Source organism: Aquimarina aquimarini (genome assembly GCF_900299535.1).
Taxonomy (GTDB): domain Bacteria; phylum Bacteroidota; class Bacteroidia; order Flavobacteriales; family Flavobacteriaceae; genus Aquimarina; species Aquimarina aquimarini.
Genome location: NZ_OMKE01000057.1, coordinates 74,295 through 91,194, shown reverse-complemented (window position 1 = coordinate 91,194; position 16,900 = coordinate 74,295). Strand labels below are relative to the sequence as shown.

Annotated in this window: 15 protein-coding genes; 6 read left to right on the top strand and 9 right to left on the bottom strand. The window is 31.4% G+C overall.

The features are described 5' to 3' along the window. Positions 1 to 834 precede the first annotated feature (834 nt). The 4 genes from DG508_RS19550 to DG508_RS19535 all read right to left on the bottom strand — a co-directional run bounded on the left by DG508_RS19550 (position 835) and on the right by DG508_RS19535 (position 6,105). Positions 835 to 2,658, bottom strand: coding sequence for an ABC transporter ATP-binding protein (locus DG508_RS19550; RefSeq protein ID WP_108869881.1), 1,824 nt, complete (start codon positions 2,656 to 2,658; stop codon positions 835 to 837). A gap of 31 nt (positions 2,659 to 2,689) precedes the next feature. Then, the gene (locus tag DG508_RS19545) at positions 2,690 to 4,417 is read right to left on the bottom strand and encodes a phospho-sugar mutase (RefSeq protein ID WP_108869879.1); all 1,728 of its coding nucleotides are present in this window, start codon (positions 4,415 to 4,417) and stop codon (positions 2,690 to 2,692) included. A 206-nt stretch (positions 4,418 to 4,623) separates the two neighbouring features. Next, positions 4,624 to 5,574, bottom strand: a complete 951-nt coding sequence (locus tag DG508_RS19540; RefSeq protein ID WP_108869877.1) for a glycosyltransferase family 2 protein — start codon at positions 5,572 to 5,574, stop codon at positions 4,624 to 4,626. Positions 5,575 to 5,577: 3 nt separating this feature from the next. After that, positions 5,578 to 6,105 (bottom strand): DUF4199 domain-containing protein, encoded by a 528-nt coding sequence (locus DG508_RS19535; RefSeq protein WP_108869875.1) that lies wholly within the window; start codon positions 6,103 to 6,105, stop codon positions 5,578 to 5,580. A gap of 352 nt (positions 6,106 to 6,457) precedes the next feature. On the opposite strand from DG508_RS19535, the gene DG508_RS19530 reads away from it, so the two are divergent. Both DG508_RS19530 and DG508_RS19525 read left to right on the top strand, forming a co-directional pair. Further along, positions 6,458 to 6,709, top strand: coding sequence for a type B 50S ribosomal protein L31 (locus tag DG508_RS19530; protein ID WP_103864107.1), 252 nt, complete (start codon positions 6,458 to 6,460; stop codon positions 6,707 to 6,709). Positions 6,710 to 6,918: 209 nt separating this feature from the next. Continuing rightward, positions 6,919 to 8,100, top strand: a complete 1,182-nt coding sequence (locus tag DG508_RS19525; RefSeq protein ID WP_108869873.1) for a GlmU family protein — start codon at positions 6,919 to 6,921, stop codon at positions 8,098 to 8,100. A gap of 55 nt (positions 8,101 to 8,155) precedes the next feature. Here DG508_RS19525 and DG508_RS19520 read toward each other — a convergent pair whose 3' ends face one another. Then, a complete protein-coding gene (locus DG508_RS19520) occupies positions 8,156 to 9,232 on the bottom strand; it encodes a hypothetical protein (protein ID WP_108869871.1) in 1,077 nt (358 codons plus the stop codon). Between the two features lie 118 nt (positions 9,233 to 9,350). After that, positions 9,351 to 10,982 carry an ABC transporter substrate-binding protein gene (locus tag DG508_RS19515; RefSeq protein WP_416354254.1) on the bottom strand — a complete coding sequence of 544 codons (1,632 nt, stop codon included), beginning with the start codon at positions 10,980 to 10,982 and terminating at the stop codon, positions 9,351 to 9,353. A 133-nt stretch (positions 10,983 to 11,115) separates the two neighbouring features. On the opposite strand from DG508_RS19515, the gene mtaB reads away from it, so the two are divergent. Beyond that, positions 11,116 to 12,444, top strand: coding sequence for a tRNA (N(6)-L-threonylcarbamoyladenosine(37)-C(2))-methylthiotransferase MtaB (gene mtaB / locus DG508_RS19510; RefSeq protein WP_108869869.1), 1,329 nt, complete (start codon positions 11,116 to 11,118; stop codon positions 12,442 to 12,444). 83 nt (positions 12,445 to 12,527) lie between these two features. Here mtaB and DG508_RS19505 read toward each other — a convergent pair whose 3' ends face one another. After that, on the bottom strand, positions 12,528 to 12,830 hold the full coding sequence (locus tag DG508_RS19505; protein WP_199912820.1) for a GNAT family N-acetyltransferase: 303 nt from the start codon (positions 12,828 to 12,830) through the stop codon (positions 12,528 to 12,530). 305 nt (positions 12,831 to 13,135) lie between these two features. Here DG508_RS19505 and DG508_RS19500 point away from each other — a divergent pair, with 305 nt between their 5' ends. The 3 genes from DG508_RS19500 (at position 13,136) to DG508_RS19490 (ending at position 15,358) form a co-directional block, all read left to right on the top strand. After that, the gene (locus tag DG508_RS19500) at positions 13,136 to 13,807 is read left to right on the top strand and encodes an alpha/beta hydrolase (RefSeq protein WP_108869865.1); all 672 of its coding nucleotides are present in this window, start codon (positions 13,136 to 13,138) and stop codon (positions 13,805 to 13,807) included. Positions 13,808 to 13,873: 66 nt separating this feature from the next. Beyond that, positions 13,874 to 14,821 carry a lytic transglycosylase domain-containing protein gene (locus tag DG508_RS19495; RefSeq protein ID WP_108869863.1) on the top strand — a complete coding sequence of 316 codons (948 nt, stop codon included), beginning with the start codon at positions 13,874 to 13,876 and terminating at the stop codon, positions 14,819 to 14,821. 168 nt (positions 14,822 to 14,989) lie between these two features. Next, on the top strand, positions 14,990 to 15,358 hold the full coding sequence (locus DG508_RS19490; protein ID WP_108869987.1) for a sulfite exporter TauE/SafE family protein: 369 nt from the start codon (positions 14,990 to 14,992) through the stop codon (positions 15,356 to 15,358). Between the two features lie 10 nt (positions 15,359 to 15,368). Here the strand turns inward: DG508_RS19490 and DG508_RS19485 are convergent, their stop codons facing one another. After that, positions 15,369 to 16,175, bottom strand: coding sequence for a TlpA family protein disulfide reductase (locus tag DG508_RS19485; RefSeq protein ID WP_108869861.1), 807 nt, complete (start codon positions 16,173 to 16,175; stop codon positions 15,369 to 15,371). A 151-nt stretch (positions 16,176 to 16,326) separates the two neighbouring features. After that, positions 16,327 to 16,842, bottom strand: a complete 516-nt coding sequence (locus DG508_RS19480) for a tetratricopeptide repeat protein (RefSeq protein WP_108869859.1) — start codon at positions 16,840 to 16,842, stop codon at positions 16,327 to 16,329. Positions 16,843 to 16,900: the final 58 nt, after the last annotated feature.

The window sequence follows — 16,900 nt, the reverse complement described above, 5'->3', positions numbered from 1 at the left end:
TTTGTAGGAATAAATGTTAAAAACCAATGTTTTTGCTTGTTTTAATAGATAAAAAGCTAAAAAAGTTTGGTGAAATGAAAATATAGAGTATCTTTACAGTGTAATAATGATTGAGTTCTTTCATTCTCCCCAAGATGAAAGATTTTTATAAAAGTGAGTTTTAATTTTAGAGTAAGCCCCTAAATTAAGATGATTTGTGTGAAGAGAAAGAGTGCGAGAGCACTCTTTTTTTGTTTGGTAATAAATATATTTCATACTACATTATGTAAGTATTTACTTACATAATGTAGATATTTAAAAAGTTTAAAAACATAATAATTAGATAAAAAGCATTTTTTGTTTGGTTTTTTAATAATAAGTTGTATATTTACAGTGTAATAATGAATGAGTTCTTTCATTTTCCCCAAGATGAAAGATTTTTATAAAAGTTGAGTTTTAATTTTAGAGTAAGCCCCTAAATTAAGATGATTTGTGTGAAGAGAAAGAGTGCGAGAGCACTCTTTTTTATTTTATATGATTATTTGTTACAAAATGAGGAATATTTTAAAAGTAGGATATGGACTACAAAATTAAAGTGTTTTGTGTTTTTAAATAGATAAAATGTTAATTTTTAAGATAAAATACTGTTTTTGTTTGTTGGCCTTGTTTTTTTGATGTATATTTATCTCATAATAAGAAAGTTGATTCTTTCATTTCCCCCAAGATGAAAGATTTTTATAAGAGTGAGTTTTAATTTTAGAGTAAGCCCCTAAATTAAGATGATTTGTGTGAAGAAAAAGAGTGCGAGAGCACTCTTTTTTCTTTTGTATATTATTGGTTATTAGAGAGATTAAGTTATTCTAATGATTGCATGTTTACTAATTTTTCATAAACACCATGTTTAGAAATAAGCTCGTTATGAGTCCCTTGCTCTACAATTTTACCTTTTTGCATTACAACGATTAAATCTGAATTTTGTATAGTAGATAACCTATGGGCAATTACAATACTTGTTCTATTTTTCATCATATTCTCTAATGCAGATTGAACCAGTCTTTCGCTTTCTGTATCTAATGCAGAGGTAGCCTCATCCAAAATCATGATAGGAGGGTTTTTTAATACAGCTCTTGCGATAGATAGTCGTTGTTTTTGCCCACCACTTAGTTTATTTCCACTATCACCTATATTTGTTTCAATACCAGTGGGTAAATCTTTTACAAACTCCCAAGCATTTGCAATTTTTAAAGCATTAATAATTTCTTCATCAGATGCTTTTTGATCACCTACTAATAAATTGTTCTTAATGGTGTCATTAAATAGTATTGAGTCCTGAGTAACTAATCCCATTAAATTTCTTAATGAAGTTTTGGTAAGGTCTCTGATATCAACGTTATCTATTTTAATACTACCTTTATTTACATCGTAAAAACGAGTTACTAGATTAGCAATTGTTGATTTACCACTCCCAGATTGCCCCACTAATGCAACAGAACTACCTTTTGGTACTTTTAAAGAAAAATCTTTTAAAACATACTCATCTTCATATTTAAAAGACATATTGTCTATCATGATTTCTGAGGTAAACTCTTTTTTCTCTTGTGCATTAGGTTTATCTTGTAAAGGAGATGTAGAGTTTAGTATTTCTAATACGCGCTCTGCAGCAGCGTTTCCTCTTTTTACGCCATAACTAGCTTTTGATATTGCTTTTGCGGGTGTTAAAATTTGATAAGCTAATCCCATGTAGATGAGAAAAAGACTAGGCTCCAAGGTTTTTTCAACGAGTACCATTTGACCTCCATACCATAATAAAACTGATATAGTAGTGATACCAAGAAACTCACTAGTAGGAGATGCAAGGTTTTGACGGTTAAGCAATTTGTTAGAATATGTGTAAAATCTAGAAGTTGATTGTTGAAATTTTTTACCAAAAACCTTTTCAGCATTAAATCCTTTTATAACCTTTAATCCACCTAGAGTTTCTTCAACAATAGATAAGAAAAAACCTTGTTCTTGTTGTACTTTATCAGAATGTTTTTTTAGTGTTTTACCAATCAAAGAGATTAAAAAACCTGATATAGGGATAAAAACAAATACAAATAAAGTAAGTTTTGGACTTATAAGTAGCATAGCACCTATTGCAAATACAATACTTAAAGGTTCTCTTACAATTAATTCTAGAATGGATAAGAAAGAATGTTGTATTTCTAGAACATCTGTAGATATTCTAGCCATTGTATCTCCTTTCCTTTTTTCTGAAAAATAGGATAGAGGAAGCGCTACTGTTTTTTGGTACAATTCATTACGAATATCTTTTAGAACACCATTTCTAAGAAATGTAATAAAATACATAGCTAAATACCCAAAAATATTCTTTAAAAGAAACATGCATACTACAAGGATAACCATAAAAATTAATACATCTTGGCTGCCTTCGTCTGCTTTTTGCGTTACAAAATAATTCAGGTAATTTTCACCATATTCGCGAGCTTCTAGAAGACCTTCCCATTTAGGTTTTACTCTTAATTTTTTTGTTTGGCCAAATAAGACATTTAGCATTGGAAATAAAGAAACCATGGCAAGGGTTCCGAATAAAGCATATAAAATATTTGAGAAAACATTTAATATAGCGTATATCTTATATGGTTTCGCAAAGCGAAGAATTTGTTTAAAATAGTTCATTAAAAATAGGCTGAACAGTTAATACTGCGAATTAGATTAATTTTAGGTCTTTTTTGATAGCATTAATTTTACTATCTAATTGTTGTTGTGTTATGTCAAAATTTGTAACTGAATCAAGAGATTCTTGTACACTGATATAGAATTTTATTTTTGGTTCAGTACCGCTGGGTCTTGCCGCAATTTTGCTTCCTGCTTCTGTGTAAAATATCAATACGTTTGATGTTGGTATTTCTATAGTAGTTTCGGTATTATCTAGTATATTTTTGGTAATACCTGTCTGATAATCTTCAATCAAAACCACTTTTTCGTTATTGATGTATTCTGGTGGATTATTTCTAAGGTCGATCATGGTTTGCTTAATTTCTGCGGCACCGTCAATTCCTTTCTTTACTAGAGAGACCAGGTTTTCTTTATAGAAACCATATTTTGTATATAATTCTAGTAACGTAGCGTAGAAGGAGCTACCAGTTGCTTTTGTTGCGGCTACTATCTCGCAAGCTAATAAAGTAGATGTGACTGCATCTTTATCTCTAACAAAATCGCCTACCATAAACCCAAAACTTTCTTCTCCACCTCCAATAAAATTTTTATCAGGATAGTCCTTGATTAATTTTGCAATCCATTTAAAACCTGTTAAAACTTCTTTGTATTCTACTTCATATGAAGAGGCCAGATTTTGCATCATTGGGGTTGATACAATAGTAGAAGCAATATATTCGTTACCAATGAAGTCTTGTTGTTTTTTATAGTTTTCCAAAAGAAACCATGTCATTACGATCATGGTTTGATTTCCATTTAATAACTGTAGTTCATTTTTGTCATTTCTAATGGCAATCCCTAAACGATCACAATCAGGATCTGTACCAATTACAATATCCGCTTTAACATCTTCGGCAAGTTTCATAGCCATAGTCAAAGCTTCTGGCTCTTCTGGGTTTGGGGATACTACTGTAGGGAAGTTACCATCTGGTTCTGCTTGTTCCTTTACAATATGTACATTTTTGTATCCAGCTTTTTTTAGAGTTTCTGGGACTGCAGTAATAGAAGTACCGTGCAAAGAAGTGAAAACAATTGTTGTATTGTCTTTTGCTTCTTGAGTAGCTACAAAGCTTCCGTTTTGTACGCTTTTATTGATGAAAATAGTATCGATTTCATGATCGATTTTTTGTATTAATTCTGTGTTGGCGGTAAATTGAATGTCAGAATATTTTAATGAATTTATCTCATTAATAATCTCACGATCTTGTGGGGGAACTAACTGTCCACCATCTTGCCAATAGACTTTATATCCATTATACTCTGGAGGGTTATGACTAGCAGTTAATACAATACCACAATGACAACCTAATTCTCTTACGGCAAAAGATAATTCGGGAGTTGGTCTTAGGCTTGAGAATAAATATACTTTGACTCCGTTGGCTGAAAATACATCAGCTACAATTTGTGCAAGAGTATCACTATTGTTACGGCAATCATAAGCAATCACTGCTTTTGGTTGCTCTCCAGGAAATTGTTTGATCAAATAATTACTTAATCCTTGGGTGCTTTTTCCTAGTGTATATTTATTAATTCTGTTGGTGCCTACTCCCATAACACCACGCATTCCACCAGTACCAAACTCTAAATCTTTATAAAAACTTTCTTTTAACTCTTCAGGATTATTCTGAAGGTTTTGGATTTCTTGTTGGGTAGAAGTATCAAAAAAAGGAGTTAACCATTCTTGAACTCTTGTGTTTATAACGGATTCTGTGATTTGCATGGCTGGTAATTTTATGACAAAAATACTATTTAATTTGGTTAAAAAGTTTTGAAAAGTTGGTAAACAATACTTGATTACATATTATAGGTGGTTATACTTATTATATGTATTGTAAATTTTTACTTTAATTTATAAAAAAGAAAAAAATCAAAGTGGTTATATGCTACAAAAATAGATTTTATTTTAGTAAATGCATGATTATATTGTTATTGCAAATGTATTTTTTCTGCAACATTATATCTTTCTTTACTTCTTTTAGCGGTCAAAATTATTTCACCTAAAAAACCTGCTAGAAAAAATTGAGTACCTAAAATCATGGATGTTAAGGCGATATAAAATTCAGGGCGTTGTGCAATTAGTCGACCTTTTGTTTCTATAAAGAGTTTGTCTATTCCTAAGTATAGAGAGAGACAGAATCCAATTATAAACAGTAACGTACCAATAAGACCAAAAAAATGCATGGGTCTTTTGGCAAATCTAGACATAAACCAAATGGTTACTAAATCAAGGAATCCGTTGATAAAACGGCTCATTCCAAATTTAGTTTTCCCGTATTTTCTGGCTTGGTGTAGTACTACTTTTTCTCCAATTTTTGAAAAACCTGCATTTTTGGCTAGTACAGGAATGTATCGATGCATCTCACCGTGAACATCTATGTTTTTTACAACCACATTTTTATATGCTTTTAATCCACAGTTGAAATCATTTAATTTTACTCCAGAAGTTTTTCTTGCTGCAGCATTAAATAATTTTGAAGGTAGGTTTTTGGCTATAACAGAGTCGTACCGTTTCTTTTTCCATCCAGAAACTAGATCATAACCTTCTTTCATGATAAGATTATACAGTTCAGGAATTTCTTCGGGATTATCCTGTAAATCTGCATCCATTGTAATGATTACTTCTGCATGTGCAGCTTCAAATCCTGCATGTAAAGCTTGTGATTTCCCGTAATTTTTAAGAAAACGAATTCCTTTTACCTGATCATCTTTTTGCGATAGTTGTTGTATGGTATTCCATGAATCATCTGTACTACCATCATCAATAAAGATAATTTCATAAGAAAAAGAATTGGATTGCATAACTTTTGCAATCCAATCATATAATTCATTTAGAGATTCCTGCTCATTAAGCAGTGGTATGACTACAGATATATTCATATATTAATGTAACTCTTGTTTTTTTTGCATGATAAGACCACCAATCAAAGAAATAATAAACCCAAAGAATAGGTTTCCTATTAATGCGATTGCGGCAATCATGTATGGAGTTGTGAACTTTTTTGCAATTTCCAAAGTTTGATTTAATTGTTCTTCAGACATATCTGGATATTGCTCGATTGTCTGTGCTCTTTGCAACTCGTTAATTTGACTAATAATGTCTGGTTCTACTAAAATCATTAAAATAAGAATCCATAAAACATATATAATACCACCGATTAGAGCAATGCCAATACCCACTTTTAATGCTTCAGTTAGATTAAGAAAACCAGCATTTACAGTTTTATATGCTTTTATTCCATAAATAATAACCCCAATTAAGATAGCTATGCCAATAACATTATGTATCCAGTTTGGTTCGGTATACCCATCCATTATATATATAAGAACTCCTAATGCGGTAGATAAGATTCCAAGAATGACTCCATAGTTTATCATCGTCTTTTTTGCAGGTGCTTTGTCATTTTCCATAAGTGTGATTAATTTAATTTTAGATATAAACTATGAGTAGACAAATATAGTAAAATGTTACATGTGTGGTTTAAAAAAGTTATAGGTTGATAGAGATAGTTTTCATGCCATCTTTTAGCCAAAAAAAGAATTATAAAATATAGAGAAGTGATTTTGAGAAATTATAAAAAAATAAAAGAGTATCTCCTTATTTGTTTTGAAATGAAATAGAATGTATGCTTGTTTTTTTATATCAAATAAACATAGTATTTTTATATCTGAAATAAAATCCTGTTTTCTTTATTGAAAATTGTTTTGGATTTTAAAAAATAGTTGTAAATTTGCACCTCGAAAAAAGAAAAGAATAATAAAAATGAGAAAAGATATTCACCCAGAAAATTATAGATTAGTAGCTTTTAAAGATATGTCTAATGAGGAAGTTTTTATAACTAAATCTACAGCAAATACTAAAGAAACTTTAGAAGTTGATGGTGTAGAGTATCCGTTGATAAAACTTGAAATCTCAAGAACTTCTCATCCATTTTATACTGGTAAATCAAAACTTATCGATACAGCAGGACGTATTGACAAGTTCAAGAACAAATACGCTAAATTCAAAAAGTAATTTAAGCAATCATATTTATGTAAAAGCCCTTTCAAATTTTGAAAGGGCTTTTTATTTTTATATGGGCAATGTATTTCATGTTAAAAAAAATGTTGTTTGTCGATTATTATATGTTATTTAGCGCTTTTTAATAACATTTTGTGTAAAGGTATTTTTTGTACCTTTCGTTATTGTATAAATAGATATAAAACCACAGATAATTAATACAAATGAATTATATTCTTTTTGATGGGGCTTCGCGTAATGCTTTACTACCATTTACATACACTAGGCCTGTTGCAGAAATAAGGGTTGGAATATTAACCATTCGTGAAAAATGGGAAAAATATTTAGGGTATACTACTTCTACGGTGACTGAAGATTATCTCAGTGAAAAATTCCCTATGGTAGAACTAGAAGATAATATAATGATTAATGCTTCTTATCTTCCCTCAGAACCTTTGATAAATACAATAAAGAATCTTGAAGTTGATCAAGCTATTTTTTATAATGATGAACCTGTAGCGTTTTATATAAAAGAAGGGCAGGAGGTTGATTTTGAAAAATATGAATCGATTAAGTGTGATTTTGACGCTCTAACAATTCAACATACATGGGATATTTTTTCTAAGAATGAACAAGCAATCCAAGAAGATTTTAAATTGCTTACGTTTGGTAGAGAGAGCCAGCCTATTCCTGTAAGTAATAATGTAATCAAACCAGAAAATATTTTTATTGAGGAAGGAGCTGTGCTGGAATATACTACATTGAATGCTACTAAAGGCCCGATTTATATAGGAAAGGATACAGAAATAATGGAGGGGAGTCTTATAAGAGGTCCCTTTGCTCTTTGTAATAATTCTGTGATAAAAATGGGAGCAAAAATTTATGGAGCAACGACTATTGGGCCATATTCAAAGGCTGGAGGAGAAATTAATAATTCTATACTGTTTGGGTGCTCAAATAAAGGTCATGAAGGGTATTTGGGTAATAGTGTGCTAGGTGAGTGGTGTAATATAGGAGCAGATACCAATGTTTCTAATCTTAAAAATAATTATGCGCCTGTACGACTTTGGAGTTACGAAACTGAAGGTTTTGCAAAAACAGGCTTGCGATTTTGTGGATTGATGATGGGGGATCATTCTAAGTGTGGGATCAATACTATGTTTAATACAGGTACGGTGGTTGGAGTAAGTGCCAATATTTTTGGAACAGGCTTTCCTCGTAATTTTATTCCAAGTTATAGTTGGGGAGGAGGTAATGGTTTTTCAACCTATATTACTAAAAAAGCATTTGAAGTTGCCGAGGTGGTAATGTCACGTAGAAATATAGAATTCACAAAACAAGATAAAGATATCTTAGAACATGTTTTTGAAGAAACAAAACCATGGCGCAAAGGATATGAATCATAAAAAAAGCACCTTTTAATTTTAAAAGGTGCTTTTTTTATAGTGGTATATTTATATATTATTTTGAAAGAAAAAACTCTATGTTATAAGTAATGTTTTCTTCATACGAAAATTTGATTACCATAGAAGATCCATCAATAACGGTGCTGCCATCAAAATCAACATATCCATTTTCAGAAGTACCTTCGTATACTTGATCTCCATAAGCTTCTAAATATTCAAATTCTACTAGCGTCATTCTTTTTTCCTCTTCATCATAAGCCCATTTTCCTTTTGAAACGTAATAACCTGATTCTTGAGTGTCAAAGACAGGCTCACATCTTTCTGTACTTGCAGAGTAGTTAAATCCAGTGTTGGTATCATCACTTCTATATTCATAGGTTCCGTCACTATTTATAGTGAGTTTGAAGGAATCAAGAATGTAACAATAAAAATCTTCGACAACTAATTCTTGATTATTTGAACAGTTAAGAGTAATATCTTCGCATTCACTTTTTTCTCCAGGAAGAATCGTTACCCCGTTTTCAATTTGTTTAGTGTAGTTCCATGTTCCTACTAGAGCAGAGTTTCCTCCCCATGCTTCTACTTCTACACATACTTCTACAGGTTCGCTTATATTGCCATTATCGTCATAAATACATAGTAAATAACAAAATTTACCAGGAGGAATAGCGTTTCCAAAATCTACTTCAATTTCTATATTATTGTCTACTTTACTTTGTTTAGAAAAGATGTTGGCACTCTTTTTAGGAGCACTGCGAAGAGCTGTGCTTTTTGGAACATCAAAATAATCAGAAGCCATGGTTCCGTCATTTGATTTGATCAAAAGATATGCTCCTGCATAATTTTGTGGAGCACTAAAAGAAATGTCAAATCCACTGTTTAAGAAACCTGATTGAGTGGTTTCGCTCATAGAAAAAGGAATATCTCCGTTTGGTGTTGGGGCAGCTCCTGTAATTCTGGTTGCTCCTTCAATAGAGATGTCTTTAGATACGGTATTTGCATTTAGAGCTGTTTCTTCTACAGGGTTTGGGTCAACATTATTTTGTGTGTCACTTTGATTATCGTCATCACTACTACATGAGATTGCTCCAAAGAGAAGGCAGGAAAGAAAAAATAAATTAATTTTTTTCATACGATTTTTCGTTAATTGATTGTGTTAATAATTTGATTAAAAGGTTGCTAATGTAAGGAAATAATCGATTAAAGTCAAATAATAAGGATTAACTGTGTGTATTGTGGTTTTTTTACACTTATTTTAACTTTTCTTTCCAAACTTTTTTCAATATCAAAAAGTTTTGAGGGTTATTGGTAAGTCCTTTTACATTTTTTTGAGTGAATCGTACTACTTGATCATAATATAAAGGTACAATAGGAGCATGTGCAATGATGATAGAATCCATCTTTGCGTATTGTTTTTCTCTAACCTTGGTATCGGTTATCAAAAAACTTTCCTCGTATAATAGATCAAAAGTTTCATTTTTGAAGTGGGTATAATTAGGACCGTTGGGGGTAAAGTTTTTACTATAATACGGGGATAAGAAATTCTCGGCATCTGGGTAATCTGCAATCCAGCTAGCTCGAAATATCTCTAGCTCACCTTTCCATTTTTTTTGGCGTATTGTAGAAGAAGGCATAACATCAACTATGATCTGCAGTCCAACTTTTTCTAGTTCACGTTGAATAAATTCACAAATACTTTGATAATTGGCATCTGTTGCAATTCGTATGCTAGGAGTGTTGTTTCCTGTTTGTTTTTTATAAGTCTCTATAAGCTTACGGGCTTTTTCGGGATCATATTCATATCCAGGAGTACTATTAAAACCAGGAATTCCTTTTGGTATAAAACCATGTGTTGCAGGGGTACCTATCCCGTTTTTGAGATATGTGATCATTTTTTTTCTATCAAACCCATAATTAATAGCTTTTCTCAAGAGTGCTGATTGTATTTCCTGTTTGTCTGTATCTAGATAGAAGCCTAGGTATTCAGAGTTTAGGTAAGAGCCTTTGCTAATGTTGATTTTGTCTTTGTAGTTTTCTCGTAATTTACCACTAGGGGTTAATAATTCGTCTTTGTATGAGGCATCTAGACTGTTGAGTAGGTCGATATTTCCTTTTGCAAATTGTAAGAACTCACCTTGCTTATCTGGTAAAAAAGTAACTGCTACAGCTTCGAGATAAGGTAATTGTTTGCCTTGGTCATCTTTTTCATAATACAACTCATTTTTGCGTAATACAAGTTTAATGTTTTCTTCCCATAATTTGAATTTAAAAGGCCCTGTTCCTATAGGGTTAGCTCTGAATTCGTTTCCGTAAAATGCTACAATTTCTTTTGGTACAACAGAACAATATCGCATACTCATTAATCCTAAAAATGCAGGGAATGGTTTTTTTAATTTAATCTCAAAAACAGTATCATTGATTGCTTTGTAAGAATCTACTGCTTTTAGCACCCAATTACCAGGAGATGCCAGTTTGGGATCGATAAGTCTGTTGAAACTATATACAAAATCCTCTGCAGTAACAAACCGAGTACTGTCTTTGGTGTTAAATAATTTGTGTTTGTGAAACCGTATATCATTGCGAAGGATAAAGGTGTATCGCAAGGCATCATCAGATATTTCCCATCTTTTTGCGATGTCAGGTTTGATGTGTAAAGAGTCGTCTAATTGTACAAGGCTGTTAAATAGCTGGTTGGTAGACCAGATATTGGGAACATCTCTTGCAAATGCAGGGTCTAGAGAGCTTACATTTTCATACTGATTATACTTGAATACCAAATGATCTTTATTCTTTTGGTTAGAATGGCTACAAGATAGCAGAGTGATAAAAATATAAAATACTGTAAAATAACGAATTGCAGAAAAATGACAGATTAATTTCAATTTTAGTAAACGAATTATTGTTGGTATATTTGCACCCTAAAAATTTATTCCAGAGAGACTCAATGTTTTTGAGTTTTTGTTATGAGTAAATATAATGAGATTTCTGCCTTTGCGGAAATGACACTTATTTTTTATGAGAAAAAAAGTTGCTTTTTATACACTTGGATGTAAATTGAATTTTTCTGAAACTTCTACGATTGCAAGAAACTTTAATGATGAGGGTTTTGATCGTGTAGATTTTTCTGAAAATGCAGATATATATGTTATCAATACTTGTTCTGTTACAGAAAATGCAGATAAAAGATTTAAAACAATAGTAAAACAAGCGCAAAAAACAAATCCTGATGCCTTTGTAGCAGCGGTAGGATGCTATGCTCAATTAAAACCAGAAGAACTGGTTTCTGTAGATGGAGTAGATTTGGTGTTGGGAGCTACAGAAAAATTTAAAATTACAGATTATATTCATGATCTTTCTAAGAATGAATTTGGAGAGGTGCATTCTTGTGAAATAGAGGAAGCAGATTTTTATGTAGGAAGCTATTCTATAGGAGATCGTACTAGAGCATTTTTGAAAGTGCAAGATGGTTGTGATTATAAGTGTACATATTGCACCATTCCTTTGGCTAGAGGGATTTCTCGAAGTGATACATTGCAGAATGTGTTAAAAAATGCAAAAGAAATTTCAGAAAAAGGAATTAAAGAAATTGTGCTTACAGGAGTGAATATCGGAGATTATGGTAAAGGAGAGTTTGGTAATAAGAAACATGAGCATACCTTTTTTGAGCTAGTGCAGGCACTAGATACAGTAGAAGGAATAGAAAGATTAAGAATCTCATCTATAGAGCCAAATTTGCTTAAAAATGAGACTATTGATTATGTCTCGGGTTCTAGAACTTTTGTTCCCCATTTTCATATCCCATTGCAGTCTGGAAGTGATTTTATTTTGAGAAAAATGCGTCGTAGATATCTTACGGGTTTGTATGTAGATAGAGTGCAAAAAATAAGAGAGGTAATGCCTGATGCTTGTATAGGTGTAGATGTTATTGTAGGGTTTCCTGGTGAGACAGATGATCATTTTTTGGATACCTACAATTTCTTATCACAATTAGATATATCTTATTTACATGTCTTTACTTATTCTGAGAGAGATAATACTGTTGCGGCAAATTTAGACGGAGTAGTCTCTATGGGAACTAGAAAAAAGAGAAGTAAAATGTTGAGAGGGTTATCTGTAAAGAAAAGAAGGGCGTTTTATGAAAGTCAGCTTGGTAGTGAAAGAACAGTGCTGTTTGAATCAGAGAATAAAGAGGGGTATATTCATGGGTTTACAGAAAATTATGTAAAAGTAAAAATGCCGTGGAATCCATCATACATAAATACATTAAACAGAGTGAGGTTAACTACCATAGATGATGATGGTATTGTGAGATTTGATTTAATTGCAGAAAAATTAGCGGTGTAAACACTGTAACTAGGCAATAAAATAATAACAAAAAAAATCTGCTCTATGGCAGATTTTTTTTTGTTATTATAGAAAAATAGTATCTATATATTAATTCCAACAGGAAGTAGGTCTTTGTATCGCCTTCTGTTTTTTCTCATAAATTTAGCAATAATAGGACAAGTAGGAACTAATCGTATGTTACGTTCTTTAATTACATTAAACACGGCAACAATAAAATCTCGTTCCAGTCCTTTTTCAAGCTGTTCTTCACCTATTATAAGTTTAGTAAGAAAAATTTTTCTTTCCTGTAGCGCATATTCGATCTTTGCTTTCTGACCGTCAATTGTAGTTTCGAATTGTCTTAGAAATTCATTATCTGTAATTTCTAATTCAACAGCACTCATGTTCTCCATATGTTTTAAATTATGAGGTATTTAATCAAATATATAAGGGGTAAACCTTACATGCAATAACAATCCTACGAAGGTGCGCTCTCTAAGAGGTGCGCTCTAGAGATAATTGTCGTCAACTTAAAAAATAAGAGTTGACATTACCTTGTTCAACTAAGAATTGCTAGTTCTAAAAAATTCCCTTTTTGCAAAAATTTAACTCAATATTTCCTTTTATCTAATAAAGGAATACTATAATTTTGAGACGCAAAGATAAGGAAATAAGATTTTTTAATTTAAAATGGACTGTTAAAATACCTATGTCGCAGGAAGTTAACTATATTTACTTTGTTCCAGGATTGGCAGCTGATGTTTCTATATTTGAATTTATTAAGCTTCCTGAGGATAGATTTGTAGCCAAAACCTTACCTTGGAAAATCCCAGGTAAGAAGGAGTCTGTAGAGGATTATGCAAGGCGAATGTGTGAAGAAATTGAACACAAAAATTGTATTTTGATAGGGGTTTCTTTTGGAGGGGTAATTGTGCAAGAAATGAGTAAATTTCTTACCCCTAAAAAAATCATAATCATATCAAGTGTAAAAAATAAATATGAATTGCCAGCAAGAATTAAATTTGCTAGAAAAACTAAAGCCTATAAATTACTTCCTACATCAATAATCTCTAATATTAAAAACTGGGAAAAATTGGCTTTTGGTGACTTTGCAAAAAAAAGGGCCGCGATGTATCAAAGGTACTTATCTATGAATGATAAAGTATATCTGGATTGGGCAATAGAGAAAATGGTATGTTGGGATCAAGAAAAAACATTAGATAAATTGGTTCATATTCATGGGGATAAAGATATTATTTTTCCAATCTCAAATATTAAGAATTGTATAATAGTAGATCGGGGAACCCACGTTATGATTGTGAATAGAGCTAGGTGGTTTAATAAAAATTTACCTCAAATTATTGAGGATAACTTGTATTAGTCTAACTTTTTACGTTATATTGTACTATAGTATTATTCCCCAATAAAATCAAAGTCTACTTAAGCTATGAAAATGATAAAAAAAATGTTAGCCCTTTTGGGAGTTGTGTTTACCTTTGGAATTCTGGTTAATGCTGCTCAAGATGAACCTCAAAAACCTTTGGCTCAGGAAATTCTAGAAAAAAAATTAGTCAACGATTATAATGTCTATGCTATTGCAATGCCAGATAATCTTAATTTTTCGGGAGAATTAGTTCCAATAGAAAACCCTGATATTAGGGAAAGAATGGATAGAGAGTTACTAGTAAATACATATTGGCAGTCTAATGGGTTGTTGCTTTTTAAAAGAGCAAATAAATTCTTTCCTATTATAGAACCAATTCTTAAAGAAGAAGGAGTGCCTGATGATTTTAAATATCTAGCTGTTATAGAAAGTAGTTTGACACAAGCAGTATCGCCTGCAAGAGCAACTGGTTTTTGGCAAATATTAAAAGGAACAGCAAAAGAATATGGATTAGAAGTTAACCAAAATGTAGATGAACGATATCATATTGAAAAATCTACGAGAGTTGCGTGTAAATATTTAAAAAAAGCAAAAAAACGTTTTGGAACATGGACCTTGGCTGCTGCTGCATATAATGCAGGAAGTGCTGGGATCAATAGAAGGTTGCAAAAACAGAATGCTGCTTCTTACTATGACCTTTTATTAGGAGAAGAAACAGGGCGATATGTGTTTAGAATTGCTGCAGTAAAAGAAATTTTGAGTAACCCAAAGAAGTATGGATTCAACTTTAGTACAGAGGATTTGTATGAGCATATACCTACTTTTAATGTACTGATTGATGAGCCGATTACTGATTTTACTAAGTTTGCGGCGCAATATAATATAAATTATAAAATCTTGAAGCTGCATAACCCTTGGCTTAGAGAAGCACACTTAAATAATGCTACAGGAAAAGAATATCTTGTAAAAATACCAAGAGAAGGATATTATACATACGGAGTAGGCCAATAAGCAATAAAGCGTAATTTTTTGATCTCAATTTGATATTATATTCCGTTTAGGATTGAGTTTTTGCTATGCTGTAATATTGGTAAAAAATAGTTTATGTAGATAGTGTTGTGTTGTAAATTTTTTGAGGTAGTGATTCTTCAAGAAAAAGTAATAATTCTAAAAATATACATGAATACTTCGATATTAATTTCACTAATTTTAATAGGTTTATTAGCAGGTTTTTTTAGCGGCGCGTTGGGAATAGGTGGAAGTGTTATAATGATACCTATGTTGATAATATTAGTCAACTTTTCTCAACATCAAGCACAAGGAACAAGTCTAGCGGTGTTGGCAGTACCAGTAACATTATTGGCTGCTTATAATTATTATCAAGAAGGATATGTAAACTGGAAATATGCTGTTATAATTGCAGTAACATTTATTGTGGGGGGGTATTTAGGAAGTAAGCTAGCTATTTCGATAAATCAAGCACTTCTCAAAAAGATATTTGGAGGAGTGCTCATTGTAGTTGCACTAAAAATGATTTTGGGAAAATAACAATTAAATTCTAATTGTCTTTTTGGTTCAAAGAATCACGCTCACGTCTATATTTTTCATATTCTTCATCAATATTTCTTTCATCATCAGTACGTAAATCAGAATTCTCCTTTGTGTTTTCTTCTTCTCCTTCTTTGACTTCTGCGTTCAAATCTAAGTCAGATATTAGTAAGGAAACTCCTTTTGAAAGTGAGTTAAAATGTATGTTGTAAGAATTACTTAAGGTCTCACTAGAATGATGTGTAACAATTTTTCTAATATCAAGTAGTTTCTTTTCATTATCCAAAAAATACATCATAGGGAACCCTAATGCATGTTTTAGTTTATTTATGATATATGAATCTTGATTCGTTTTTTCATCTATATGAACTAATTGTATATTACTGTCATACTCTTTAGATTTTTCTTTTAATCTTTCTTTGTTATCCCAGAATAGAACTACAAAATCTATTTGATCATGAAATCTATCAGCCAAATCATTTAATGCAGGAATCTCTCCAACTCCAGGAACACACCATGAAGCATAAGTGATTAGGAACATTGGTTTTTCATAATCTTCTAGCAGAATAGGATCACCTTTTAGCGGATAAACGCTAAAATTATCCATATATGTACCATTGAGATGGTTGTTTACTAACGAGTCAAATAAAAATTCTGCTCGTTCTAAATCCTGATCTTGGTATGCAGCATCTATTTTTTGGTTATATTTTACAATATGAGCAGAAATAGCAACAGAGAAGGGGACCCTTCTTTCTTCTTGAGCAAAAGAATTACAAAAATGCAAAAAGAGTATCCCTAGTACTAGTATTTTTTTCATTCCAAAATAGATTACGGCATCTAATGTAAGATAATGCTATTAAAAAAACATTTTTTATAGGTAAAAATTGTGTATTTCCTCTATTTAAAAACGTTATTAATAAAAAATCAAACTATGATTATAAACGTAGTTTTCTATGCAATTAGTATGCCTAGATTTTTTTCATTTGCTGTTTCATCATATTAATTTGATCTTTCAGCATATTGTGTTTATCTAGTTTTTTTGCTTCTGTAAGTAGCATTTGTGCTTCCCTTTTACGACGTTTAGTCATTGCAATACCTGCAAGATTTAATTTGGCAACGGCAAGATCCTGATTCATAGATAATCCTAACTTGATTGCTTTTTTTAAGTATTTTTCAGCTTGCGTGATATTTTTTTGAGATAACATAATACCTAGGAGGTAGTTGTAATACCCTTGTTGTTTTACGATAAGAGAACTTTCAGGGTTTTTGATTCTATCCAACCATTTTTTTGCTCCTTCAAAATCTTGTTTACGCAATTTAAGAAATGCAAGTAGAATTAATTCATTCTTAAAATATAAAAAAACAAAAATTGCAGCCAGCAAAATAAGCATGATTCCATTTCCTATATATCCTTCTATTATTTGCCATACAGCAACTCCAACAATAATCGCTGCGATTACTAATTTTATATTTTTATTGTACATTGAAAAAGTTTATTTTTTTTGAGTCACGGCAAAGGTAATAAAAACAAATAAAAATAAT